Below are 15,629 nucleotides of genomic sequence, written 5' to 3'. Positions count from 1 at the left end.
GACGCCGCTATCCATCGAGAAGGACGGATAGGTTGCGGGCGAAGCGCTCGCGATCCTCGTTGGTGAAGGCGGCGGGCCCGCGCGTCCGGCCTCCCGTGCGTCGCAACTTCTTCTCCTCGTGGCGAATGAAGAGGTCCATGTCGATCGTCGCCTTTGAGTACACGCGCCCGCGCACGCCAATAGCGGCCGCCCCACGTCCCAGCACCATGCTCGCAAGGCCGATGTCCTGCGTGACCACCACGTCATCTGGCTGCAGGCGCTCCACGATGGCAAAGTCCGCGCTATCCGCCCCGACGGACACGTCGAGCACGTCGACCCAGAACCCGCCGTGCTTGGCATCGCGGCCGCGGGCCCGCTCGGGGCCGCGCGGGTCATCCCGTCGGACGTGCCGTTCAAGGTTCTGCGTGGTGTTTCCCACAATGACCACCGGCACCCGCGCCCGTCGCGCGCAGGCGAGGGCCTCGCGCGTGACCGGGCACGCGTCGGCGTCAATGTAGAGGGTACGACTGTGGGCCACCCGCTCCTCCTCTTAGCGCGCCTCGCCCCCATACCAGCGGCGCAGCGTGGGCAGCACCGCGCCGAGCAGCGACGCCGCCTCGTCCGCCGTCCAGCCCATCGCCTTGGCCATGCGCGGGGCGCAGTCCTCGATCATCTCGTCCATCGTGACGTCCTCGACGTATGCGCCGTCATCGTAGCACCACCGGCAGAGGTCCCCCACCTCGGAGCCGTCCGCCTCGTGGCCGTGCTGGCCGGGCGCGACGAACATCATGCCGCAGCTCTGGCAGTAGTGCTCCGGCATGTCGAGGAGTGCCGTCACGGGGACGTCAAGCTCGCGGGCAATGAGCTTGATCATGTCAATGCCGGGCTCAGTGGCACCGGTCTCCCAGCGACTGACTGCCTGGCGGGTGATGTAGAGCCTTCGCGCCAGCTCCTCCTGCGTGAGCCCTCGCTCGCGCCGCAGGCGGGACAGCGCGTCCTTGAGCATGAGCATGGGACGTCTCCTCTCATCCGGATTCTTCTCCCCCATTGTCCGGGGGGGGCGGCGCAAGAGCCAAGCAACAGATCGTTGCGCGGACTACCCCCTGGCAAGCTCACGCTGCACGCGCTTGGGCAGCTTGGCAACAACGAGCCTGTAGCTCAGGTCGCAGAGGTCGAGCACGAGCCCCTCAGGCAGGTCGGCGTCGAGGTCCACCGAGATCCACGTGCGCCCGTCGGAGTAGTAGCCGGGCAGGACCGCGTCCGGCCACTCGGCACGCAGCTCCAGGATGCGGTCGGGATCGCACTTGAGCGAGAGCAGGTGACGCCCGGCATAGGGAGCCTTGGCGTCGGGCGCGACCATGAGCTCGCAGGCAAACTGCCGGCCACCCACCCAGTACACCATCCAGCCCCACTTCTCGTGAAGCGCCTTGGTGGCGCCGGCGAGCGAGAGCAGGCGCTTGTCGACATTCGCAAAGTCCATGGCGGCCCCCAATCAGGGAAACGGATTGCCCTGCCAAAGGCTACCAGACAGAAATAGGCCGGGGCGCCGTCTTCGGCGACCCCGGCCCGTCAGTCACGCCCCGCCGCGTCTACGCGTTGAGCTTCTCCTTAAGGGAGAGCAGCTCACGATAGGTGTCGGCGAAGTTCAGCGCCATGAGCTTGCAGGTCTCGGCGCTCGCCATCTGGTCCTCGGCGTGGAGGAGGAGCAGCGGCAGCGTCTTCTTGCCCGCGCCGGACGCCTCGGCCTGGAGCAGCCTCATGTGAACCTCGTGGCCGCCGTTGTACGCCTCGTCGCCCTGCTTGACCAGGTCGGCCGCCGCGTCGAAGTCGCCCTCCTTGGCCTTGGCGATCGAGTTGACGTAGCAGGACTTGGCGGTGCCCACGTAGCTGATGATCTCGAAGCAGATCTGCTCGAGCTCGTCCATGTCTTCCATCTCAGCCTCCTCGCTGGCTAGCCGAGCATCTTCTTGACGTCGTCGAGAATCTTGGCTGCGTTCATGCGACCGTAGTCGACCATCGGGATGACGGCGACGGGGATGCGCCCCTCGACGGCCTTCTCGAAGTCGCCCTTCGCGTAGCCGATCTGGGGCCCAAGGAGGATGACGTCGGCCTCGTTGATGTGGTCCATGGCCTCGTTCATCGGGCGCGCCTCGATTGCGACCTCCTCGCCGCGGCTCGCGGCCTCCTTCTGCATCTTCTGGACGAGCAGGCTCGTGGACATGCCCGCGTTGCAGCACAGCATAATCTTCATGATCTGTCCTTTCCGACCGGCATACCGGTCCGTTGCATCCGACGACCGCCAGATGACGGTCACCGCTTCTTGACATGGGACCCCTCCGGGGGGCACCCTCTGCGGACGAGCTGGTATGGCCCGTCCGCAGAGAGCAGGGGGAACTACGCGACTACTCCTGAGCTATCTCGAACTGCTTGCGCTGCGCGGTCTCCGATGCCTTCATGAAGGGCAGGTAGATCAGCGTGAAGATTACCAGCAGCACGATCTGGAGAATGCCCGCGCGGATGTCGCCGCCCGTGGACAGGATGCCCGAGGCGATGATCGGGGTGGTCCAGGGCACCTGGATGCAGGTGGGGCTGACGAGGCCGATGACCGTGGCAAAGTAGCCGACGAGGATACCGATGATGGTGTTGAGCACGAACGGAACCATGAGCGGGATGTTGAACACGATCGGGTAGCCGTAGATGACCGGCTCGTTGATGTTGAAGATGGCAGGCAGGATGCCGAGCTTGGCAACCTCGCGGGAGGGGCGCCACTTGCCCCAGATGAACGTTGCGATGAGCAGCGCCAGCGTGCAGCCCGAGCCTCCCATGAGCGCGTAGACGTTGATGGTGTTCATGTTGAGCCACAGGTCCGGACGGGCGATCACGGCGTCGATGCCGCCGGAGCTGTACACGCTCGTGGCCTCGACGAGCACGACCGTGAGGACGGGCTCGACGAGCACGCCGTTGATGGTGGACTGGTGGATGCCGAGGGTGAACAGGAACACACCGAGCGAGTAGATCACCACGAGGCCGATCGGGTTGGTGGTGAGGGCTCGCAGCGGGGTCTGGATGAAGGTGTTGATGAGAGCAGTGACGTCAGTCTGGAAGCCTGCGTAGAGAACCATCGAGAGCACGCCGAAGGCGCCCAGGGTGAGCAGCATCGGGATCAGGACGTTGAAGGACTTCTCGACCGCGGGCGGCACGCCCTCGGGCATCTTGATGCGCAGCTTCTCGACGCCCGAGACCTTGATGAAGAGCGTGGGCGCAAACAGGCCGATGATGATGGCGGTGAACATGCCGTTGGTGCCCGTGTAGTTGGTGATGAACGCGCTCGAGACCTGAGCGGTGGTCACCTCTTCGGCCACGTAGAGCGGCGATGACGCAGCAAGGTTGGCAGCCACCGTCTGCGGCATCATGATGAAGAAGACCGCGAGCGCCACCACTACGCATGAGACGGGGTTGTCGAAGCGCTTGTTGTTCGCGAAGCTGTAGCCCACCATGGCGCACAGCAGGATGGCCGAGATGGAGAGCGCGCCCTGCGTGAGCGAGTTGCCCCAGTACTGGGCCGTGGCGAGCACGTCGGCGTTCGGGAAGAGCCCGGGGCTGCTCGGGTCCGCGCTCCACAGGAACGTGAAGACAACGTTGTTGAGCAGCGCTGCGATGCCGGCGAGGATGAAGATCGGCATGATGGTGGCGAAGCCATCGCGCAGGCTGCGCAGGTGCACCTAGTTGCCGACCTTGGCGGAGACTTCCGCGAACTTGTCGAGGAAGCTTTGTCCGTTGGCCATGTCTTTCACTCCTAACTGAACTGTTGGAAACATTAGCCGTGCCATCGCGCCCCTCTCCAGGGGACGCGTATCCGATGGCCGAACCGAGGGGAGGGAGCCCGGGACCGTTCCCCCCGGTCCGGCCCAAGGACCTACTTCACCACGTGTGTCGCGACAACCTCCCTGAGCCACGCCGCGGACTTCTTGGGCCTGCGCTCGTAGTTCTCCATGAGGTCGACCTCAACGAAGCCGTAGCGGTTCTTGAAGGCGTTCGCCCAGGACCAGTTGTCGATGAGGCCCCAGTAGTGGTAGCCCTTGCACCTGGCGCCGTCGTCGATCGCGCGGGCGATCCAGGCGAGGTGGTCGCGCACGAAGTCGACGCGGTAGTCGTCCTGGATCTGGCCGCTCTCGTCGCGGTTCTTGTACTCGCCCTCGATGCCGATGCCGTTCTCGGACACGAACCACTCGAGGTCGGGGTACTCGTCGCGGCACTTCATGCCGAAGTCGTAGATGCCCTTGGGGTAGATCTCCCAGCCGCGGCTCTCGTTCATGACGCGCTCGGGCCAGACGTAGGGCTCGGCGAAGAGCGGGTTGCCCCACTCGTCGCGGTCGCGGCTCGGCGCCTGCACGCGGCAGGGCTGGTAGTAGTTGCAGCCGAGCCAGTCCACGACGCCCGAGCGCAGGACCTCCTCGTCGCCGGGGCGCGCCGGGACGGGCGTCCCGAGGCGGGCAAGGGTCTCGAGCACGTCCGCGGGCAGGCTGCCCTTAGTCGCGAGGTCGAGCCACCAGCGCGTGGTGAGGCCGTCGTTCATGCGCAGCGCCTCGAGGTCGGCCTCGCTCGGGTCCTCCTTGGTGTAGGAGGGGCTGAAGTTGCACACGATGCCGATCCGCGCGTCCGGACGGAGCGCGCCCTCCTCGCGCGCCGCGCGGTAGCGGGCGACGCCGAGCGCGTGCGCGATCGAGATGTTGTACTGCGCCACCACGGCCTCGCGGAAGCTGTGGTGCTGCGGGTACCAGCCACCGTGCCAGTAGCGGTTCTCGGGCTCGACGCTCGGCTCGTTGAACGTGAACCAGTACCGGACCTCCTTGCCGAACTCGTGGAGCGCCTTCTCGACGTAGTTCGCGTACGCCTCGCAGGTCTCGCGGCTCTCCCAGCCGCCGCGGCGGAAGAGATAGGTGGGGAGGTCAAAGTGGTAGAGGGTCACGAAGGGCTCGAGCCCCTCCTCGCGCGCCGCGCGGAAGAGCTCGTGGTACCAGGCCGCGCCCTCGGGGTTGATGTTGCCGTCCGCGTCGAGCAGGCGGCTCCACTGGATCGACGTGCGAAAGCTGTCAAGTCCGAGGCCCTTGAGGATGGCAAGGTCCTCCTTGTAGTGGTGCATGAAGTCGTTGCCCACGTAGGAGCCCACGCGGTTGTAGAACGCCTCGATGTCCTCGTTGGACCAGGTGTCCCACACGTTCTCGAGCTTGCCGCCTACGTTCCAGCCTCCTTCCGTCTGCGGACCGGACATCGCCGCCCCGAAGAAGAAGTCCTTGGGCAAGGTCAGTTCTGCCATGATGCCTCCGTTTCCTCGCTCGTCCTGCGCGGCTCTTTGTCGCGCTTTGTTGGTTAAATTGTAGCGCTTTTATTTTCTCTATGTAGCGGATTTATTGCCGACAAAGACGGGGACAAAGGAAGATAATGGATTACGTCAGACGAGAACCACGTCGATGAGCTGGGGTTTTGCAGCCAACCAGCCCGACGGGGCGCAACGCGCACGAACCCGCGCCCTCTTGCCTGGCCGCAAAATCAAACCGCTCGCGGGCGAAACAAGACCGTTCGCGGAGCGCGTCGAGGACCGCGGGAAGCACAAGGGAGGCCGCCATGCTCAAGTACGAGTCGATTGCCCAGGACATCCAGAGCCGCATCGAGGACGGCGACCTCGTGCCCAACGACAAGCTACCGACGGTCGTGGACCTCTGCGACCGCTACGGCGTGAGCAAGATCACCGTCAAGCGCGCCTTCGAGATCCTCACCGAGAAGGGTCTCATCGCGAGCAAGCGCGGGTCGGGCACCTACGTGAAGAACATCACGGAGCTCTTCGACACGGGGGGCGTCGACCCGCTGCTCGTGGGCGAGGACGGCACGCGGGAGGACACGTTCGGGTTCACCAGGTCCGACCAGCCGATCGGCTTCACCGCCTCGCACAGCGCGCGCGGGAGGAGCGTGAGCTCGGTGGTCTACGACTTCTCGGTCACGAACCCGCCCGAGAGCGTCGCGCGGCACCTGAGCATCTCCCCCGACGACTTCACCTACTACTTCTGCCGGGTGCGCTGCCTTGAGGACGACCCAATTACGATTGAGTACACCTACATGCCGATCGACGTAACGCCCGGCCTCAAGCGCGACCGGCTCTACCACTCCGTCTACTCGTTCGTCCAGGACACGCTCGGGCTCAAGATCTCGAGCTTCCACCGCATCATCCGCGCCGTGGGCGCGACCGAGGAGGAGGCCGGGCGCCTGCGGCTCGGCGCGGGCGCCCCCCTGCTCGAGATCTCCCAGGTCGGCTTCCTCGACGACGGAACGCCCTTCGAGTTCTCCGTCGCACGCAGCAACGGCATGCGCTCCGAGCTGCGCGACGTGAACGTCATATAGGCAGCAGGCAGGGACAGGAGAAGGACATGAAGAAGCTGGCGGTTCTCGACGTAGGCGGCTCCGCGATCAAGTACTGCACCATGTGCGGACCGGGCCTCGAGGGCAAGGGGGAGGTGCCCACCCCCGACGGGGAGAGTCACGACCCCGAGCCGTTCCTCGAGGCCATCGAGGGCATCCTCGCCCGCATGGGCGACGTCGAGGGCCTGGCCCTCTCCATGCCCGGAGAGATCGACGCGCGCCGGAAGTACATCCGGACGGGCGGCGCGCTGCTCTACAACTACGACGTCGACGTAACGGAGTGGGAGAAGCGCTTCAGACTCCCAGTTGAGATCGAGAATGACGCGCGCTGCTCGGCAATCGCTGAGTTCTCCCGCGGTAACCTCCAGGGCGTTAACTGCGGCGTGGTTCTTGCCTTTGGGACGGGCATCGGCGGCGGTGTGGTCATCGACGGCAAGGTCCTGCGGGGGGCGCACCTCTTTGCCGGTGAGGCATCGAAGGTCCTCACCTCCTGGCCCGAGGACCCCAGGAACCCCATCACAAGTGATCAGCTCTGGTCGTCTGCCTGCTCGACGAAGTCCCTGTGCGAGCGCGTTGCCCGAGCGAAGGGGGTTGACGGCTGTGACGGGCGGCAGCTGTTCGGCTGGCTTGAGGACGGGGACGAAGTCGTTGCCGGCGTGTTCCGTCAGGTGTGCGACGAGATTGCCCTGCAGATCCACAACATCCAGTGCTGGCTCGACCCAGAGCGCATCTGCCTCGGCGGCGGCATCAGCCAGAACCCGCTCTTCGTGGAGGGCGTGCGGGACGCGCACCGCCGCTTCAACGCCTCGTTCGACAACGCCTTCCCCGAGGCGGACATCGTGGCGTGCCGGTTCTTCAACGACGCCAACCTCATCGGCGCCTACGAGCACTTCCTCGCCATGGAGCAATCGCGCTGACATGTGCGCATTATAGAAATGCATAGCGTCACATAGGGTAAAACTGACCCAAAAAGAGGCCCGTCTCTTTTTGGGTCTTTCCTACGCCACCTGGTGCCGGCGGAAGGAAATCGCCGCCACCGGGGTCGAGACGAGTGCGAGCGCAGCGTAGACGAGCAGCACCATCCCGATCAGGTCGAGCACCACAGGCCCCAGCGGGTAGGACTCGAGCGCCGAGAAGAGCACGCTGAAGTTGGCGAAGTTGATCGGGAAGAGGGCGAGCACGCGCTCGAGCGCACCCACGCCGGCCGAGGGGACGAGCCCGGTAACGAGCACGAGCGCCACGTCCGCCAGAAAGACCGAGAGCGTCGAGCGGGTGCGCGAGGACACCGCCAGCGTCAGGCACGCAAAGCCCAGGCACGCCACGTACATGAGCCCCACCAGCACGAGCGCGGCCTGCCCCGCCGTGAGCGGGTAGGGCGAGGAGAGCGCCATGCTCTGGACGGAGAGACCGAAGCCGTCCGCCCCGTAGAAGACGAGCGAGACCCCAACGATTATGCCCGCGCAGAGCGCGAAGTACGCCGTGGCGTAGGCGAGCCCCGCCACGACCTTGGCGGCCACGAGCGACGAGCGCCCGCGCCGGGTGGCAAGCACCACCGCGTCCGCGCCGGAGCTGTACTCGAAGGAGAACGTGGGCGCCAGCGTCACGCAGACGGCCAAGATCGCAAAGACGAGAAACGCCGCGCAGTTGACGACGTTGTCCCAGCCGCCCGAGTAGCCGTACGTGATCGGCTCGGGAACCCCAGCGCGCAGCTCCGTCCAGTACGCGCGCTCGGCCTGGCCGTACTCCCACATGCCGCCCTGGCCGTCGTCAAGCGTCTGCTGAGTGAGCTCGGCCGCCGCGCCGTACCAGTCGGCCGCCATCTCGGGCGTCACGCGGGCGGCCGTCTGCGCGGGCTCCTCCCTCGCCACGCGCCAGGGGCGCAGGAGCCAGCTCCAGTACGAGTTGTAGAGCTCGTCCACCTCCTCGGGCGAGAAGCTCTGCGCGATGAGCGAGTAGACCGCCTCGCCCGTCATCTCGCCCACCGCGTCGCGGTCGACCCGAGAGAAGAGCAGCTCCTGGTAGGCGGCGATGTCCGCGGCGGCGCGCTCGGCGGTCACCGGCCCCGCGTACTTCTCGGCCTCCGCGCGGTTGTACGCTATGGCCGCAAGCCCGTTGAACTCCTCGCCCGCGAAGTTCGCCGTCCGGCTCTGCGTCACGTTGAGCGCCATGATTGCCACGAGGAACACGACCACGCCGATGTTGGCCGCGAGCGCCACGCGGCGCGTGAGCATCTTCTTGAGCTCGAACAGGATGAGCCTAGCCATGGCGGTCCTCCTTGAAGTGGGCGCCGCGGAAGGCGCGCGGGGCGCCTGCCCCGGCAACCGCGCCGTCGCGGAACAGATACAGGTACAGGTCCTCGAGCGTGGGCTCCACCGGCGCCGAACCCGGCACCGCAGGCGCGTCGGCCACGTAGCGCAGAAGCACGCGCCCGCCCTCCGCGTGGCGGACGTTGCCCACCGTGAGCGCGGCCTCGAGCGCCTCGGCGCGCGCGGCCGGGACCGTAGCCTCCCAGACCTTGCCCTCGGCCTCCGCCACGAGCTCGGCCGGCGGCCCGGAGAGCACCACGGAGCCCGCGCGCATCACGAGGATCTCGTCGGCGATGTGCTCCACGTCGGAGACGATGTGGGTGGAGAGCAGGACGATCTTATCGCGCGCGAAGCCGGCGATGAGGTTGCGAAAGCGCACGCGCTCCTTGGGGTCGAGCCCGGCCGTGGGCTCGTCGAGCACGAGGACCTCGGGATCGTTGAGGACGGCCTGCGCGATGCCCAGGCGCTGGCGCATGCCGCCGGAGAAGGTGCGGATGCGCCGCCGCTCCTCTCCGCCAAGCCCCACGCGCTCCAGCAGCGCGAGCGAGCGGTCGCGGGCGTCCCAGCGGCCGAGGCCCTTGAGCGAGGCCATGTACTCCATGAAGTCGAGCGCCGTGAACTCCGGGTAGTAGCCAAAGTCCTGCGGCAGGTAGCCGAGAAGCGCGCGGTAGGCGTCGCCCATGCGCTCGACGGGCGCGCCGTCGTAGCGCACCTCGCCCGAGGTGGGGCGCAGCACCCCGCACACCATCCGCATGAGCGTGGTCTTGCCGGCGCCGTTGGCGCCGAGCAGGCCGTAGACGCCGGGGGTGAGCGTCGCGCTCACGCGGTCCACGGCGATCTTGGGCCCGAACTCCCGGGTCAGCCGGTCGAGCGTCAGTTCCATCCTTCGCTTCCTCTCTGGTAGTCGGTCTTGCCGTGGGGTCGCTAGAGCGCCGTGGCGGGAGCGGGTGCGTCGGCAAAGCCGGACGCCGCGGCCCGGAGCCAGGCGCGGGCCTCGACCGCCGCAAAGGCGAGCGCCGCGGCGGCCGCACCCCACCAGGCGAGCGCCGCCGCGGGGCCAAAGGCCGCCGGGCAGACGGTGCGCGCCACGACGCAGGCGGCGCACACCCCGGCGGCCGCAGCAACGGCAGCGACCGTTGCGTCGGGGCTTGCCACGCGCCGGGCAACAAGGAGCCCCGCCCCGAGAGCCGCAAGGTAGGGCGCGAGCCCCTGGGAGAGCACGGCCCAGGGCGCGCCGCCCGCCGGCCCCGCGAGGACGGCGAGAAGCGCCACGGCAAGCGCGTCGGCGCAGCAGAGCACTAGGGTCCGGGCGCATGCGACCGCCTGGGCGTTCACGGGGCAGGCGGCCTCGAGCTCCGCCATGCCGCAGGAGCGCGAGCGCGTGACCTCCGCAAGCGTCGCGAGGGCAAGCGCCGCCCCGAGGACGGCCGCGGCCGTCCCGGCGCCGATCCCGGAGAGGGCGCACGCCACGGCGAGAAGGACGAGCGCCGCATGCAGCGCCCACGTCCCCACCCCGACGCGCCGGGCCTGCTCGGCGACCACCGCGGCGGCGCGCGGCCGGGCGGGGCGTGCCATCTCGGCCGCAACGGCCTCCACGAGCGCCTGCGGCGGCGCGGCGGCGTAGGCGCCCGCACGGTAGTGCTCCCGCAGCGCCCCCTCGAGGGCCCGTCTCTCCCGCATCCTCATCTCAGGCCTCCTTGTCCGTCCGTCGGAGCGCCCAGCTCCGCCCGCAGCGCCTTGAGCGCCGCAGACAGGGCCCTGCCCGCCGCGAACCTGCTCATCCCCAGCGCCGCACCCACCTCGCCGACCGTGAGGCCCTCCCCGTACCTGAGCTCCAGCGCCTCGCGCTGGGCGCGGGGCAGCCGGGCGAGGGCGGAGGCGAGGTCGCGCTCGTCGTCCTTCTCGCCCGGGTCGCCCCCGGCGGGCAGCGTCTCGGGAAGCTCGTCCCACCCGGCGGCCCGCCCGCGGGCGAGGTCCGCGCAGACGTTGCGCGCGATGGTGACGAGGTAGGCGCGCGCCCGGCCCCGCTCCCGGTAGCGCGAGCGGGCGCGGACGAAGCGCAGGAACGTCTCCTGGGCCGCGTCCTCGGCAAGCCCCGCCGGCGCGTGCCTGCGGCAGTAGCGCAGCACGTCCGCGTAGTGCTCGCCCACGAGCTGCCCCGCCTCGTCTGCCCGCGCGTTCTTCTCGCCCATGGCGTCACCTCCCTCTATCCCTAATAACGCTCCGGCCGCCCTGGATGAGCGGTCGAACCGAAAATAATGCCGAGGCGGCGCATGGGGTCGCCGCCCCTTTGTTTCGAGCCGGTAAACCCCGCACGTGGTCCCTCTTTTCCGGGGCGCGGCCGGAGTTTCCGCAGTTGACAGGAGAGCTGGCTTGAAAAAACATCTACTACGTGTGAGGTTTGCCGGCGGGCTCCGGCCCCCGAAGGTCCAGCGTCACCTCCCCTTGCGCGCCACCGCGACGCAAGCCGTCAGGCCCACGCGGCGCCACGCGACCTCGCTGAACCAGGTACCGAGGATGCGGCGCAGCTCGGCCTCGGAGTAGATGCGCACGTCGCCCTCGCGCGAGCGCGGCATCCATGCGTTCATGAGGGCGCGGGCGGGAGCCGGCTGCCACGCGTCGCCCACGACGAGCGCGCCGCCGGGCGCGAGCACGCGCCACGCCTGGAAGGCCGCCCGCTCCGGGTCCGGGTAGTGGTGGAAGGAGTCGTTGCACCACGCCACGTCGAAGGCGCCCTCGTGGAAGGGCGGGCGCTCCGCGTCGCCGAGCTGGACCGCGGCCCGTCCGCCCAGCCGCGCCCGGGCGGCCTCGACCATCCTCGGCGACAGGTCCACGCACGCGAGGCGCGCGCCCGGCACCTGGGAGAGCACGAGCTCGGCGAGCGCGCCCGTGCCGCAGCCCAGGTCGAGCAGGCGCGGCGCGGGGTTTCCCGCCACGGCGCGCGTCACCTCCGCGAGCACGTGCGGGTAGAGCCTCCGCGCGTGCTCGCCCTGCATCCCGGTGTCGTAGGTCGCCGCCTGCGCGTCGAAGGCCGCGCGGGAGCGGGAGCGCAGCAGCTCGGCGTTCTTCTCGTCCATCGTGATTCCCTTCTGTTGAACAATGTTCAATACAATCGGCCGAAAAGAGCCCCGACCGCAGCCGGGGCAAGACCTCTAGTCTGCGTCGCCCCCCGAGCGGAACTCGGCGAGAAGGGCGCGCAGGTAGCGCCGGGCGGCCGCGACGGCGGCCCCGTCCGGCATGCCCGGGCCCGAGGCGAGGCCCACGCAGGCGTAGGTCATGATCGCGGCGAGCTCGCCCGCGTCCCCGGCCGGCGCCCCCCGCCCCACGGCGTCCGCCTCGAGCGCGGCGCGCAGGTGCGGCCGCACCGCCTCGCACATGGCGAGCGAGAGCCGGTCGTGGAGGGCGCTGTGCCCCTCGGCGTGGAAGAACGCGGCGTAGGGGTAGCCCCCGTGCCGCGCGCCGGCGTCGAGCGCGCGCTCGAGCCTCTCGTCCAGCGTGAGGTCCCTCCCGTCCAGGACCTCGCAGACGCCCTCGGCACAGCGGCGGGCGTAGTCCTCGATCGCCTCGGCGAACAGGCGCTCCTTGGAGTCGAAGTAGTGGTAGGCGAGCCCCGGCGCCACGCCGGCGGCGCGCGCCACGGCGCGGACGGACACGTTGTCGTAGCCCTCCTCGGCGAAGAGCCGCATGGCGCACCCCAGAAGCTCGCGCCGGCGCTCCCCGGGGTCCTTGACGGTTCTTGGCACCTCCGCCACCTCCTCCCTGAGTGCGTACCCCTGTATTGAACATTGGTCAATACATCGGATGAGCCGAGAGTTGAGGATTTCTTGACCTTGCTCGGGTAGCATGGACGGGTTTAGTCGGGAGACGGAGGCGGGATGGACGTGACGCGGGACGGGCGCGGCGAGGCGCCCCTCGTTCTTATCGTCGATGACGAGCGGGACATCGCGGACATGCTCGAGGCGTACTTCAGGCTCGAGGGCTACCGCACCCTCGTGGCGCGCGACGCCGCGGGCGCCGTGGCCGCGGCGGGCCGCGCGCCCGACGCGATCCTCCTGGACGTGAACCTGCCGGACGCCGACGGCTTCTCCGTCTGCCGCCAGATTCGCGAGGTCGTGGCCTGCCCGATCATCTTCCTCACCGCCCGCGTGGAGGACGCCGACGCCCTCGCCGGCTTTGCCGCCGGCGGGGACGACTACGTGACCAAGCCCTTCTCGCTCGACGTGCTCGGCGCCCGCGTGAGGGCGCAGCTCGCGCGCGACCGGCGCCAGCTCGACCGGGCGACGGTGCGCTTTGCCGGCGGGGTGTCCGTGGACTTCTCCCGGCGGGAGGTGCGCGTGGGCGAGAAGAACCCGCGGGTCGCCCCGCTCGCGCGCAAGGACTTTGACATCGTGGCGCTTCTCGCCGGACGGCCGGGCCAGGTCTTTGGCCGCGACATGATCTACGAGCGCGTCTGGGGCGAGCCCGGGGACTCCTCCGTGGTGACCGAGCACGTGCGCCGCATCCGCCGGGCGCTCGCCGACGCTGGCTGCACGACCGAGCCGCTCGCCACCGTGTGGGGCGTGGGGTACTCGTGGCGCGCGTGAGGCGCGCCCCGCGGCGATGGGCGCGCAGGCTGCGGGAGCGCGTGGCCAACTGCTCCGTCCGCACGGCCTTTGCGCTCTACGCCGCGGCGGCCCTTCTCGCCGGCATCGCGCTCTCGTTTGTCTCCACCGGGCTTCTGGGGCTGGCCGCCGAGGCCACGCTGCCCGAGGACCCCTACGCCTACGCCGGCACCTACGTCTACGACGCCGCGAGCAACGAGCTCGTGCCCGCCGAGGCGCTCTCCTGGTACGAGATGCCCGCCTACGAGGCGCTCGCCGAGAGCGGCGACGCCGCGGAGGAGAGCGCCGAGGCGACCGTGGACGCCACGGACGTCATCGTGCTCTACGTGGAGTCGCACGCCAACCAGGACGCGAGGCCCGTCCCGGTCTCCGACCCGCCCGAGGCGGCGCCGGACGGCGAGGTGGTGGACCTCGCCTGGTGGTCCGCCAGCGTGTCCGACGTCACGGACCGGGCCCTCTCCTTCGAGGAGATCCCCGTCTACGACGTCTCGGCGTCCACCGCCCGCCCCGGCGCCGAGGAGGCGGTCCGCCTCGCGCAGGCGCTGCCCGCAAACGCCGAGGGGGAGCGGCCCGTGGTCTCCAACGTGGGCTACTACCTCCCCTACCCCGGAGACCCGGGCGCGTACAGGGCGTTTGCGTGGGCGGCCATCGCCTCGGTGCCGGCGATCTTCGTGGCATGCCTCGTGGTGGCGGGCCGGCGCTTCTATCGCGCGCGGCTCGCCGGGCAGCTCGCCGCCATGGACGAGGCGGCGCGGCGCATCGCGGCAAGCGACCTCGACTTTCACGTGGAGCCCCAGCGCCCAGACGAGCTCGGCCGGCTCGCCGGGCAGCTCGAGGCCATGCGCGCCGAGCTCGAGCGCACCGAGGGCGAGCTCTGGCGCGCCGCCGAGAACCGCCGCCAGGTCAACGCCGCCTTTGCCCACGACCTCCGCACGCCGCTCACCGTGATCCGGGGCCAGGCCGAGCTCGTGGGGAGGATGGCCGAGACCGACGCCGTGCGCGCGGCCGCCGCGACGATCGTGCGCCAGGCCGAGCGGCTCGCCGCCTTCGCGGACTCCATGCGCGGGCTCGACGCCCTCGAGTCCGCGCAGGTCACGCCGGAGCCGATGGACCCGGGCGCCTGGCTCGACGGGGCGGCGGCGGACGGGCGCGAGATCGTGCGCGCGGCCGGGGCGAGGTTCCTCGTGACGGGCGCCGAGCTGCCGCCGCTCGTCCGGGCGGACGGCCGGGCGCTCTCCCGCATCGCGGACAACCTCGTGGCCAACGCAGCCCGCTACGCGCGCTCCGAGGTGCGGCTCTCGCTCTCGTGGGGTCAGGGCGCGCTTGAGCTTGCGGTCTCGGACGACGGGCCCGGCTTTGCCGCGACCGCCCTCGCGCGGGCGGCGGAGCCCTTCTGGGGCGAGTCAAAGGGCACGGGCGGGCACCTGGGCCTGGGGCTCTACGTGGCGCGGACGCTCGCCGAGCGCCACGGCGGCCGCCTCGAGCTCTCCAACCGCGCGGGCGGCGGCGCCCTCGTCCGCGCGCGCATCCTCGCCCCCGAGGTCTCATGACGTGACGAAAAAGCCACCTTCCGTTGAGGGTTTCTTGACCTTCGTTCCGTAGGCTCGTACCCAAGAGACGACGGACGAGAGGGGCGCGGGATGGCGAGAAGAACGATGCGGCGTGGCATGGTCGTGGCGGCGGCGATCGTCGCGGCGCTTCTCCTCGGGGCCGCCGGCGTGGCGTTTGGCCCCGGCCTCTGGGCGTTCTTCACGGACGGCGAGGCCGTTCGCGCCTGGGTGGACGCGCAGGGGGCGCTTGCGCCCGTGGCCATGGGGGCGCTCGTCGTGGCGCAGATCGTGGTGGCGGTGCTGCCCGGCGAGCCGGTCGAGCTTGCGGCGGGCTACCTCTTCGGCACCTGGGAGGGCACGCTCATCTGCCTTGTGGGCGGCCTCGTGGGCACGCTCGTCGTGACGGCGCTCGTGCGGGTGCTCGGCACGCGCGTCGTGCGGACGTTCTTCTCGGCGGAGCAGCTGGAGGGCGTCGCGTGGCTCAGGGACTCCGCGCGCTTCGAGCTCCTGATGCTCGTGGTGTTCCTCATCCCCGGCACGCCCAAGGACGTGCTCACCTACGCCGCGGGCCTCACCACGTGCCGCTGGTGGCGCATCGCCGCCATCGCCACGGTGGGCCGCATCCCCTCGATCGTAACCTCCACGCTGGCGGCCGGCTTTGCCTCCGCGGGCAACTGGGCGGCAGCCGGCGTGACGCTCGCCGTCACCCTTGCGCTCGTGGGCGCGGGCGGCGCCGCATACGCCACCATGCGCCGCCGCGAGGCTGCCCGGTAACATCA

18 protein-coding genes are annotated in these 15,629 nt (G+C 69.7%); 5 read left to right on the top strand and 13 right to left on the bottom strand.

Annotated features, from left to right (window positions below; genetic code table 11):
- Positions 1–7: 7 nt before the first annotated feature.
- From H6A23_RS05190 to H6A23_RS05160, 7 genes are all read right to left on the bottom strand, one after another.
- Positions 8–517: a YaiI/YqxD family protein gene (locus tag H6A23_RS05190; protein WP_204831131.1), complete on the bottom strand. Its 510-nt coding sequence runs from the start codon at positions 515–517 to the stop codon at positions 8–10.
- Positions 518–529: 12 nt separating this feature from the next.
- Complete coding sequence (locus tag H6A23_RS05185) at positions 530–991, bottom strand: zinc ribbon domain-containing protein (RefSeq protein WP_204831130.1); 462 nt, start codon at positions 989–991, stop codon at positions 530–532.
- Positions 992–1,075: 84 nt separating this feature from the next.
- Positions 1,076–1,459, bottom strand: a complete 384-nt coding sequence (locus H6A23_RS05180; RefSeq protein WP_167930977.1) for an MmcQ/YjbR family DNA-binding protein — start codon at positions 1,457–1,459, stop codon at positions 1,076–1,078.
- A 109-nt stretch (positions 1,460–1,568) separates the two neighbouring features.
- Positions 1,569–1,913 carry a PTS lactose/cellobiose transporter subunit IIA gene (locus H6A23_RS05175; protein ID WP_200799611.1) on the bottom strand — a complete coding sequence of 115 codons (345 nt, stop codon included), beginning with the start codon at positions 1,911–1,913 and terminating at the stop codon, positions 1,569–1,571.
- 17 nt (positions 1,914–1,930) lie between these two features.
- Positions 1,931–2,230, bottom strand: a complete 300-nt coding sequence (locus H6A23_RS05170) for a PTS sugar transporter subunit IIB (protein WP_206109101.1) — start codon at positions 2,228–2,230, stop codon at positions 1,931–1,933.
- 151 nt (positions 2,231–2,381) lie between these two features.
- On the bottom strand, positions 2,382–3,701 hold the full coding sequence (locus H6A23_RS05165) for a PTS sugar transporter subunit IIC (protein WP_353653019.1): 1,320 nt from the start codon (positions 3,699–3,701) through the stop codon (positions 2,382–2,384).
- Positions 3,702–3,895: 194 nt separating this feature from the next.
- On the bottom strand, positions 3,896–5,296 hold the full coding sequence (locus H6A23_RS05160; protein ID WP_204831129.1) for a glycoside hydrolase family 1 protein: 1,401 nt from the start codon (positions 5,294–5,296) through the stop codon (positions 3,896–3,898).
- Between the two features lie 308 nt (positions 5,297–5,604).
- On the opposite strand from H6A23_RS05160, the gene H6A23_RS05155 reads away from it, so the two are divergent.
- Both H6A23_RS05155 and H6A23_RS05150 read left to right on the top strand, forming a co-directional pair.
- Positions 5,605–6,375: a GntR family transcriptional regulator gene (locus H6A23_RS05155; protein WP_204831128.1), complete on the top strand. Its 771-nt coding sequence runs from the start codon at positions 5,605–5,607 to the stop codon at positions 6,373–6,375.
- A gap of 26 nt (positions 6,376–6,401) precedes the next feature.
- Positions 6,402–7,310, top strand: coding sequence for an ROK family protein (locus H6A23_RS05150; RefSeq protein ID WP_204831127.1), 909 nt, complete (start codon positions 6,402–6,404; stop codon positions 7,308–7,310).
- A gap of 81 nt (positions 7,311–7,391) precedes the next feature.
- Here H6A23_RS05150 and H6A23_RS05145 read toward each other — a convergent pair whose 3' ends face one another.
- From H6A23_RS05145 to H6A23_RS05120, 6 genes are all read right to left on the bottom strand, one after another.
- Positions 7,392–8,657 carry an ABC transporter permease subunit gene (locus H6A23_RS05145; protein ID WP_204831126.1) on the bottom strand — a complete coding sequence of 422 codons (1,266 nt, stop codon included), beginning with the start codon at positions 8,655–8,657 and terminating at the stop codon, positions 7,392–7,394.
- Positions 8,650–9,582, bottom strand: coding sequence for an ABC transporter ATP-binding protein (locus tag H6A23_RS05140; protein WP_204831125.1), 933 nt, complete (start codon positions 9,580–9,582; stop codon positions 8,650–8,652). Before H6A23_RS05140 ends, H6A23_RS05145 begins: the two co-directional genes overlap by 8 nt.
- Before the next feature lie 41 nt (positions 9,583–9,623).
- Positions 9,624–10,385 (bottom strand): hypothetical protein, encoded by a 762-nt coding sequence (locus H6A23_RS05135; RefSeq protein ID WP_204831124.1) that lies wholly within the window; start codon positions 10,383–10,385, stop codon positions 9,624–9,626.
- Positions 10,382–10,891, bottom strand: coding sequence for an RNA polymerase sigma factor (locus H6A23_RS05130; protein ID WP_204831123.1), 510 nt, complete (start codon positions 10,889–10,891; stop codon positions 10,382–10,384). The genes H6A23_RS05135 and H6A23_RS05130 overlap by 4 nt, the downstream gene beginning before the upstream one ends.
- Positions 10,892–11,134: 243 nt before the next feature.
- On the bottom strand, positions 11,135–11,806 hold the full coding sequence (locus H6A23_RS05125) for a class I SAM-dependent methyltransferase (RefSeq protein WP_286165828.1): 672 nt from the start codon (positions 11,804–11,806) through the stop codon (positions 11,135–11,137).
- Positions 11,807–11,851: 45 nt separating this feature from the next.
- Positions 11,852–12,442 carry a TetR/AcrR family transcriptional regulator gene (locus H6A23_RS05120; RefSeq protein WP_204831121.1) on the bottom strand — a complete coding sequence of 197 codons (591 nt, stop codon included), beginning with the start codon at positions 12,440–12,442 and terminating at the stop codon, positions 11,852–11,854.
- A gap of 132 nt (positions 12,443–12,574) precedes the next feature.
- Here H6A23_RS05120 and H6A23_RS05115 point away from each other — a divergent pair, with 132 nt between their 5' ends.
- The 3 genes from H6A23_RS05115 (at position 12,575) to H6A23_RS05105 (ending at position 15,624) form a co-directional block, all read left to right on the top strand.
- On the top strand, positions 12,575–13,282 hold the full coding sequence (locus H6A23_RS05115; RefSeq protein WP_204831120.1) for a response regulator transcription factor: 708 nt from the start codon (positions 12,575–12,577) through the stop codon (positions 13,280–13,282).
- A complete protein-coding gene (locus H6A23_RS11685; RefSeq protein WP_204831119.1) occupies positions 13,270–14,850 on the top strand; it encodes an ATP-binding protein in 1,581 nt (526 codons plus the stop codon). The genes H6A23_RS05115 and H6A23_RS11685 overlap by 13 nt, the downstream gene beginning before the upstream one ends.
- Before the next feature lie 90 nt (positions 14,851–14,940).
- Positions 14,941–15,624 (top strand): TVP38/TMEM64 family protein, encoded by a 684-nt coding sequence (locus tag H6A23_RS05105; RefSeq protein ID WP_204831118.1) that lies wholly within the window; start codon positions 14,941–14,943, stop codon positions 15,622–15,624.
- The last annotated feature ends 5 nt before the right edge of the window (positions 15,625–15,629 follow it).

The organism is Olsenella uli, from assembly GCF_016900775.1.
GTDB classification, from domain to species: domain Bacteria; phylum Actinomycetota; class Coriobacteriia; order Coriobacteriales; family Atopobiaceae; genus Thermophilibacter; species Thermophilibacter uli_A.
Note: the sequence above shows the minus strand (reverse complement) of the source record. Positions and strands in the feature narration are given on the sequence as shown.

Bases quoted from the DNA above. Each gene is read 5' to 3' on its own strand.
- H6A23_RS05185 (WP_204831130.1), bottom strand. From the start codon at position 991: ATGCTCATGCTCAAGGACGCGCTGTCCCGCCTGCGGCGCGAGCGAGGG.
- H6A23_RS05180 (WP_167930977.1), bottom strand. From the start codon at position 1,459: ATGGACTTTGCGAATGTCGACAAGCGCCTGCTCTCGCTCGCCGGCGCC.
- H6A23_RS05175 (WP_200799611.1), bottom strand. From the start codon at position 1,913: ATGGAAGACATGGACGAGCTCGAGCAGATCTGCTTCGAGATCATCAGC.
- H6A23_RS05170 (WP_206109101.1), bottom strand. From the start codon at position 2,230: ATGAAGATTATGCTGTGCTGCAACGCGGGCATGTCCACGAGCCTGCTC.
- H6A23_RS05160 (WP_204831129.1), bottom strand. From the start codon at position 5,296: ATGGCAGAACTGACCTTGCCCAAGGACTTCTTCTTCGGGGCGGCGATG.
- H6A23_RS05155 (WP_204831128.1), top strand. From the start codon at position 5,605: ATGCTCAAGTACGAGTCGATTGCCCAGGACATCCAGAGCCGCATCGAG.
- H6A23_RS05150 (WP_204831127.1), top strand. From the start codon at position 6,402: ATGAAGAAGCTGGCGGTTCTCGACGTAGGCGGCTCCGCGATCAAGTAC.
- H6A23_RS05145 (WP_204831126.1), bottom strand. From the start codon at position 8,657: ATGGCTAGGCTCATCCTGTTCGAGCTCAAGAAGATGCTCACGCGCCGC.
- H6A23_RS05140 (WP_204831125.1), bottom strand. From the start codon at position 9,582: ATGGAACTGACGCTCGACCGGCTGACCCGGGAGTTCGGGCCCAAGATC.
- H6A23_RS05135 (WP_204831124.1), bottom strand. From the start codon at position 10,385: ATGAGGATGCGGGAGAGACGGGCCCTCGAGGGGGCGCTGCGGGAGCAC.
- H6A23_RS05130 (WP_204831123.1), bottom strand. From the start codon at position 10,891: ATGGGCGAGAAGAACGCGCGGGCAGACGAGGCGGGGCAGCTCGTGGGC.
- H6A23_RS05115 (WP_204831120.1), top strand. From the start codon at position 12,575: ATGGACGTGACGCGGGACGGGCGCGGCGAGGCGCCCCTCGTTCTTATC.
- H6A23_RS05105 (WP_204831118.1), top strand. From the start codon at position 14,941: ATGGCGAGAAGAACGATGCGGCGTGGCATGGTCGTGGCGGCGGCGATC.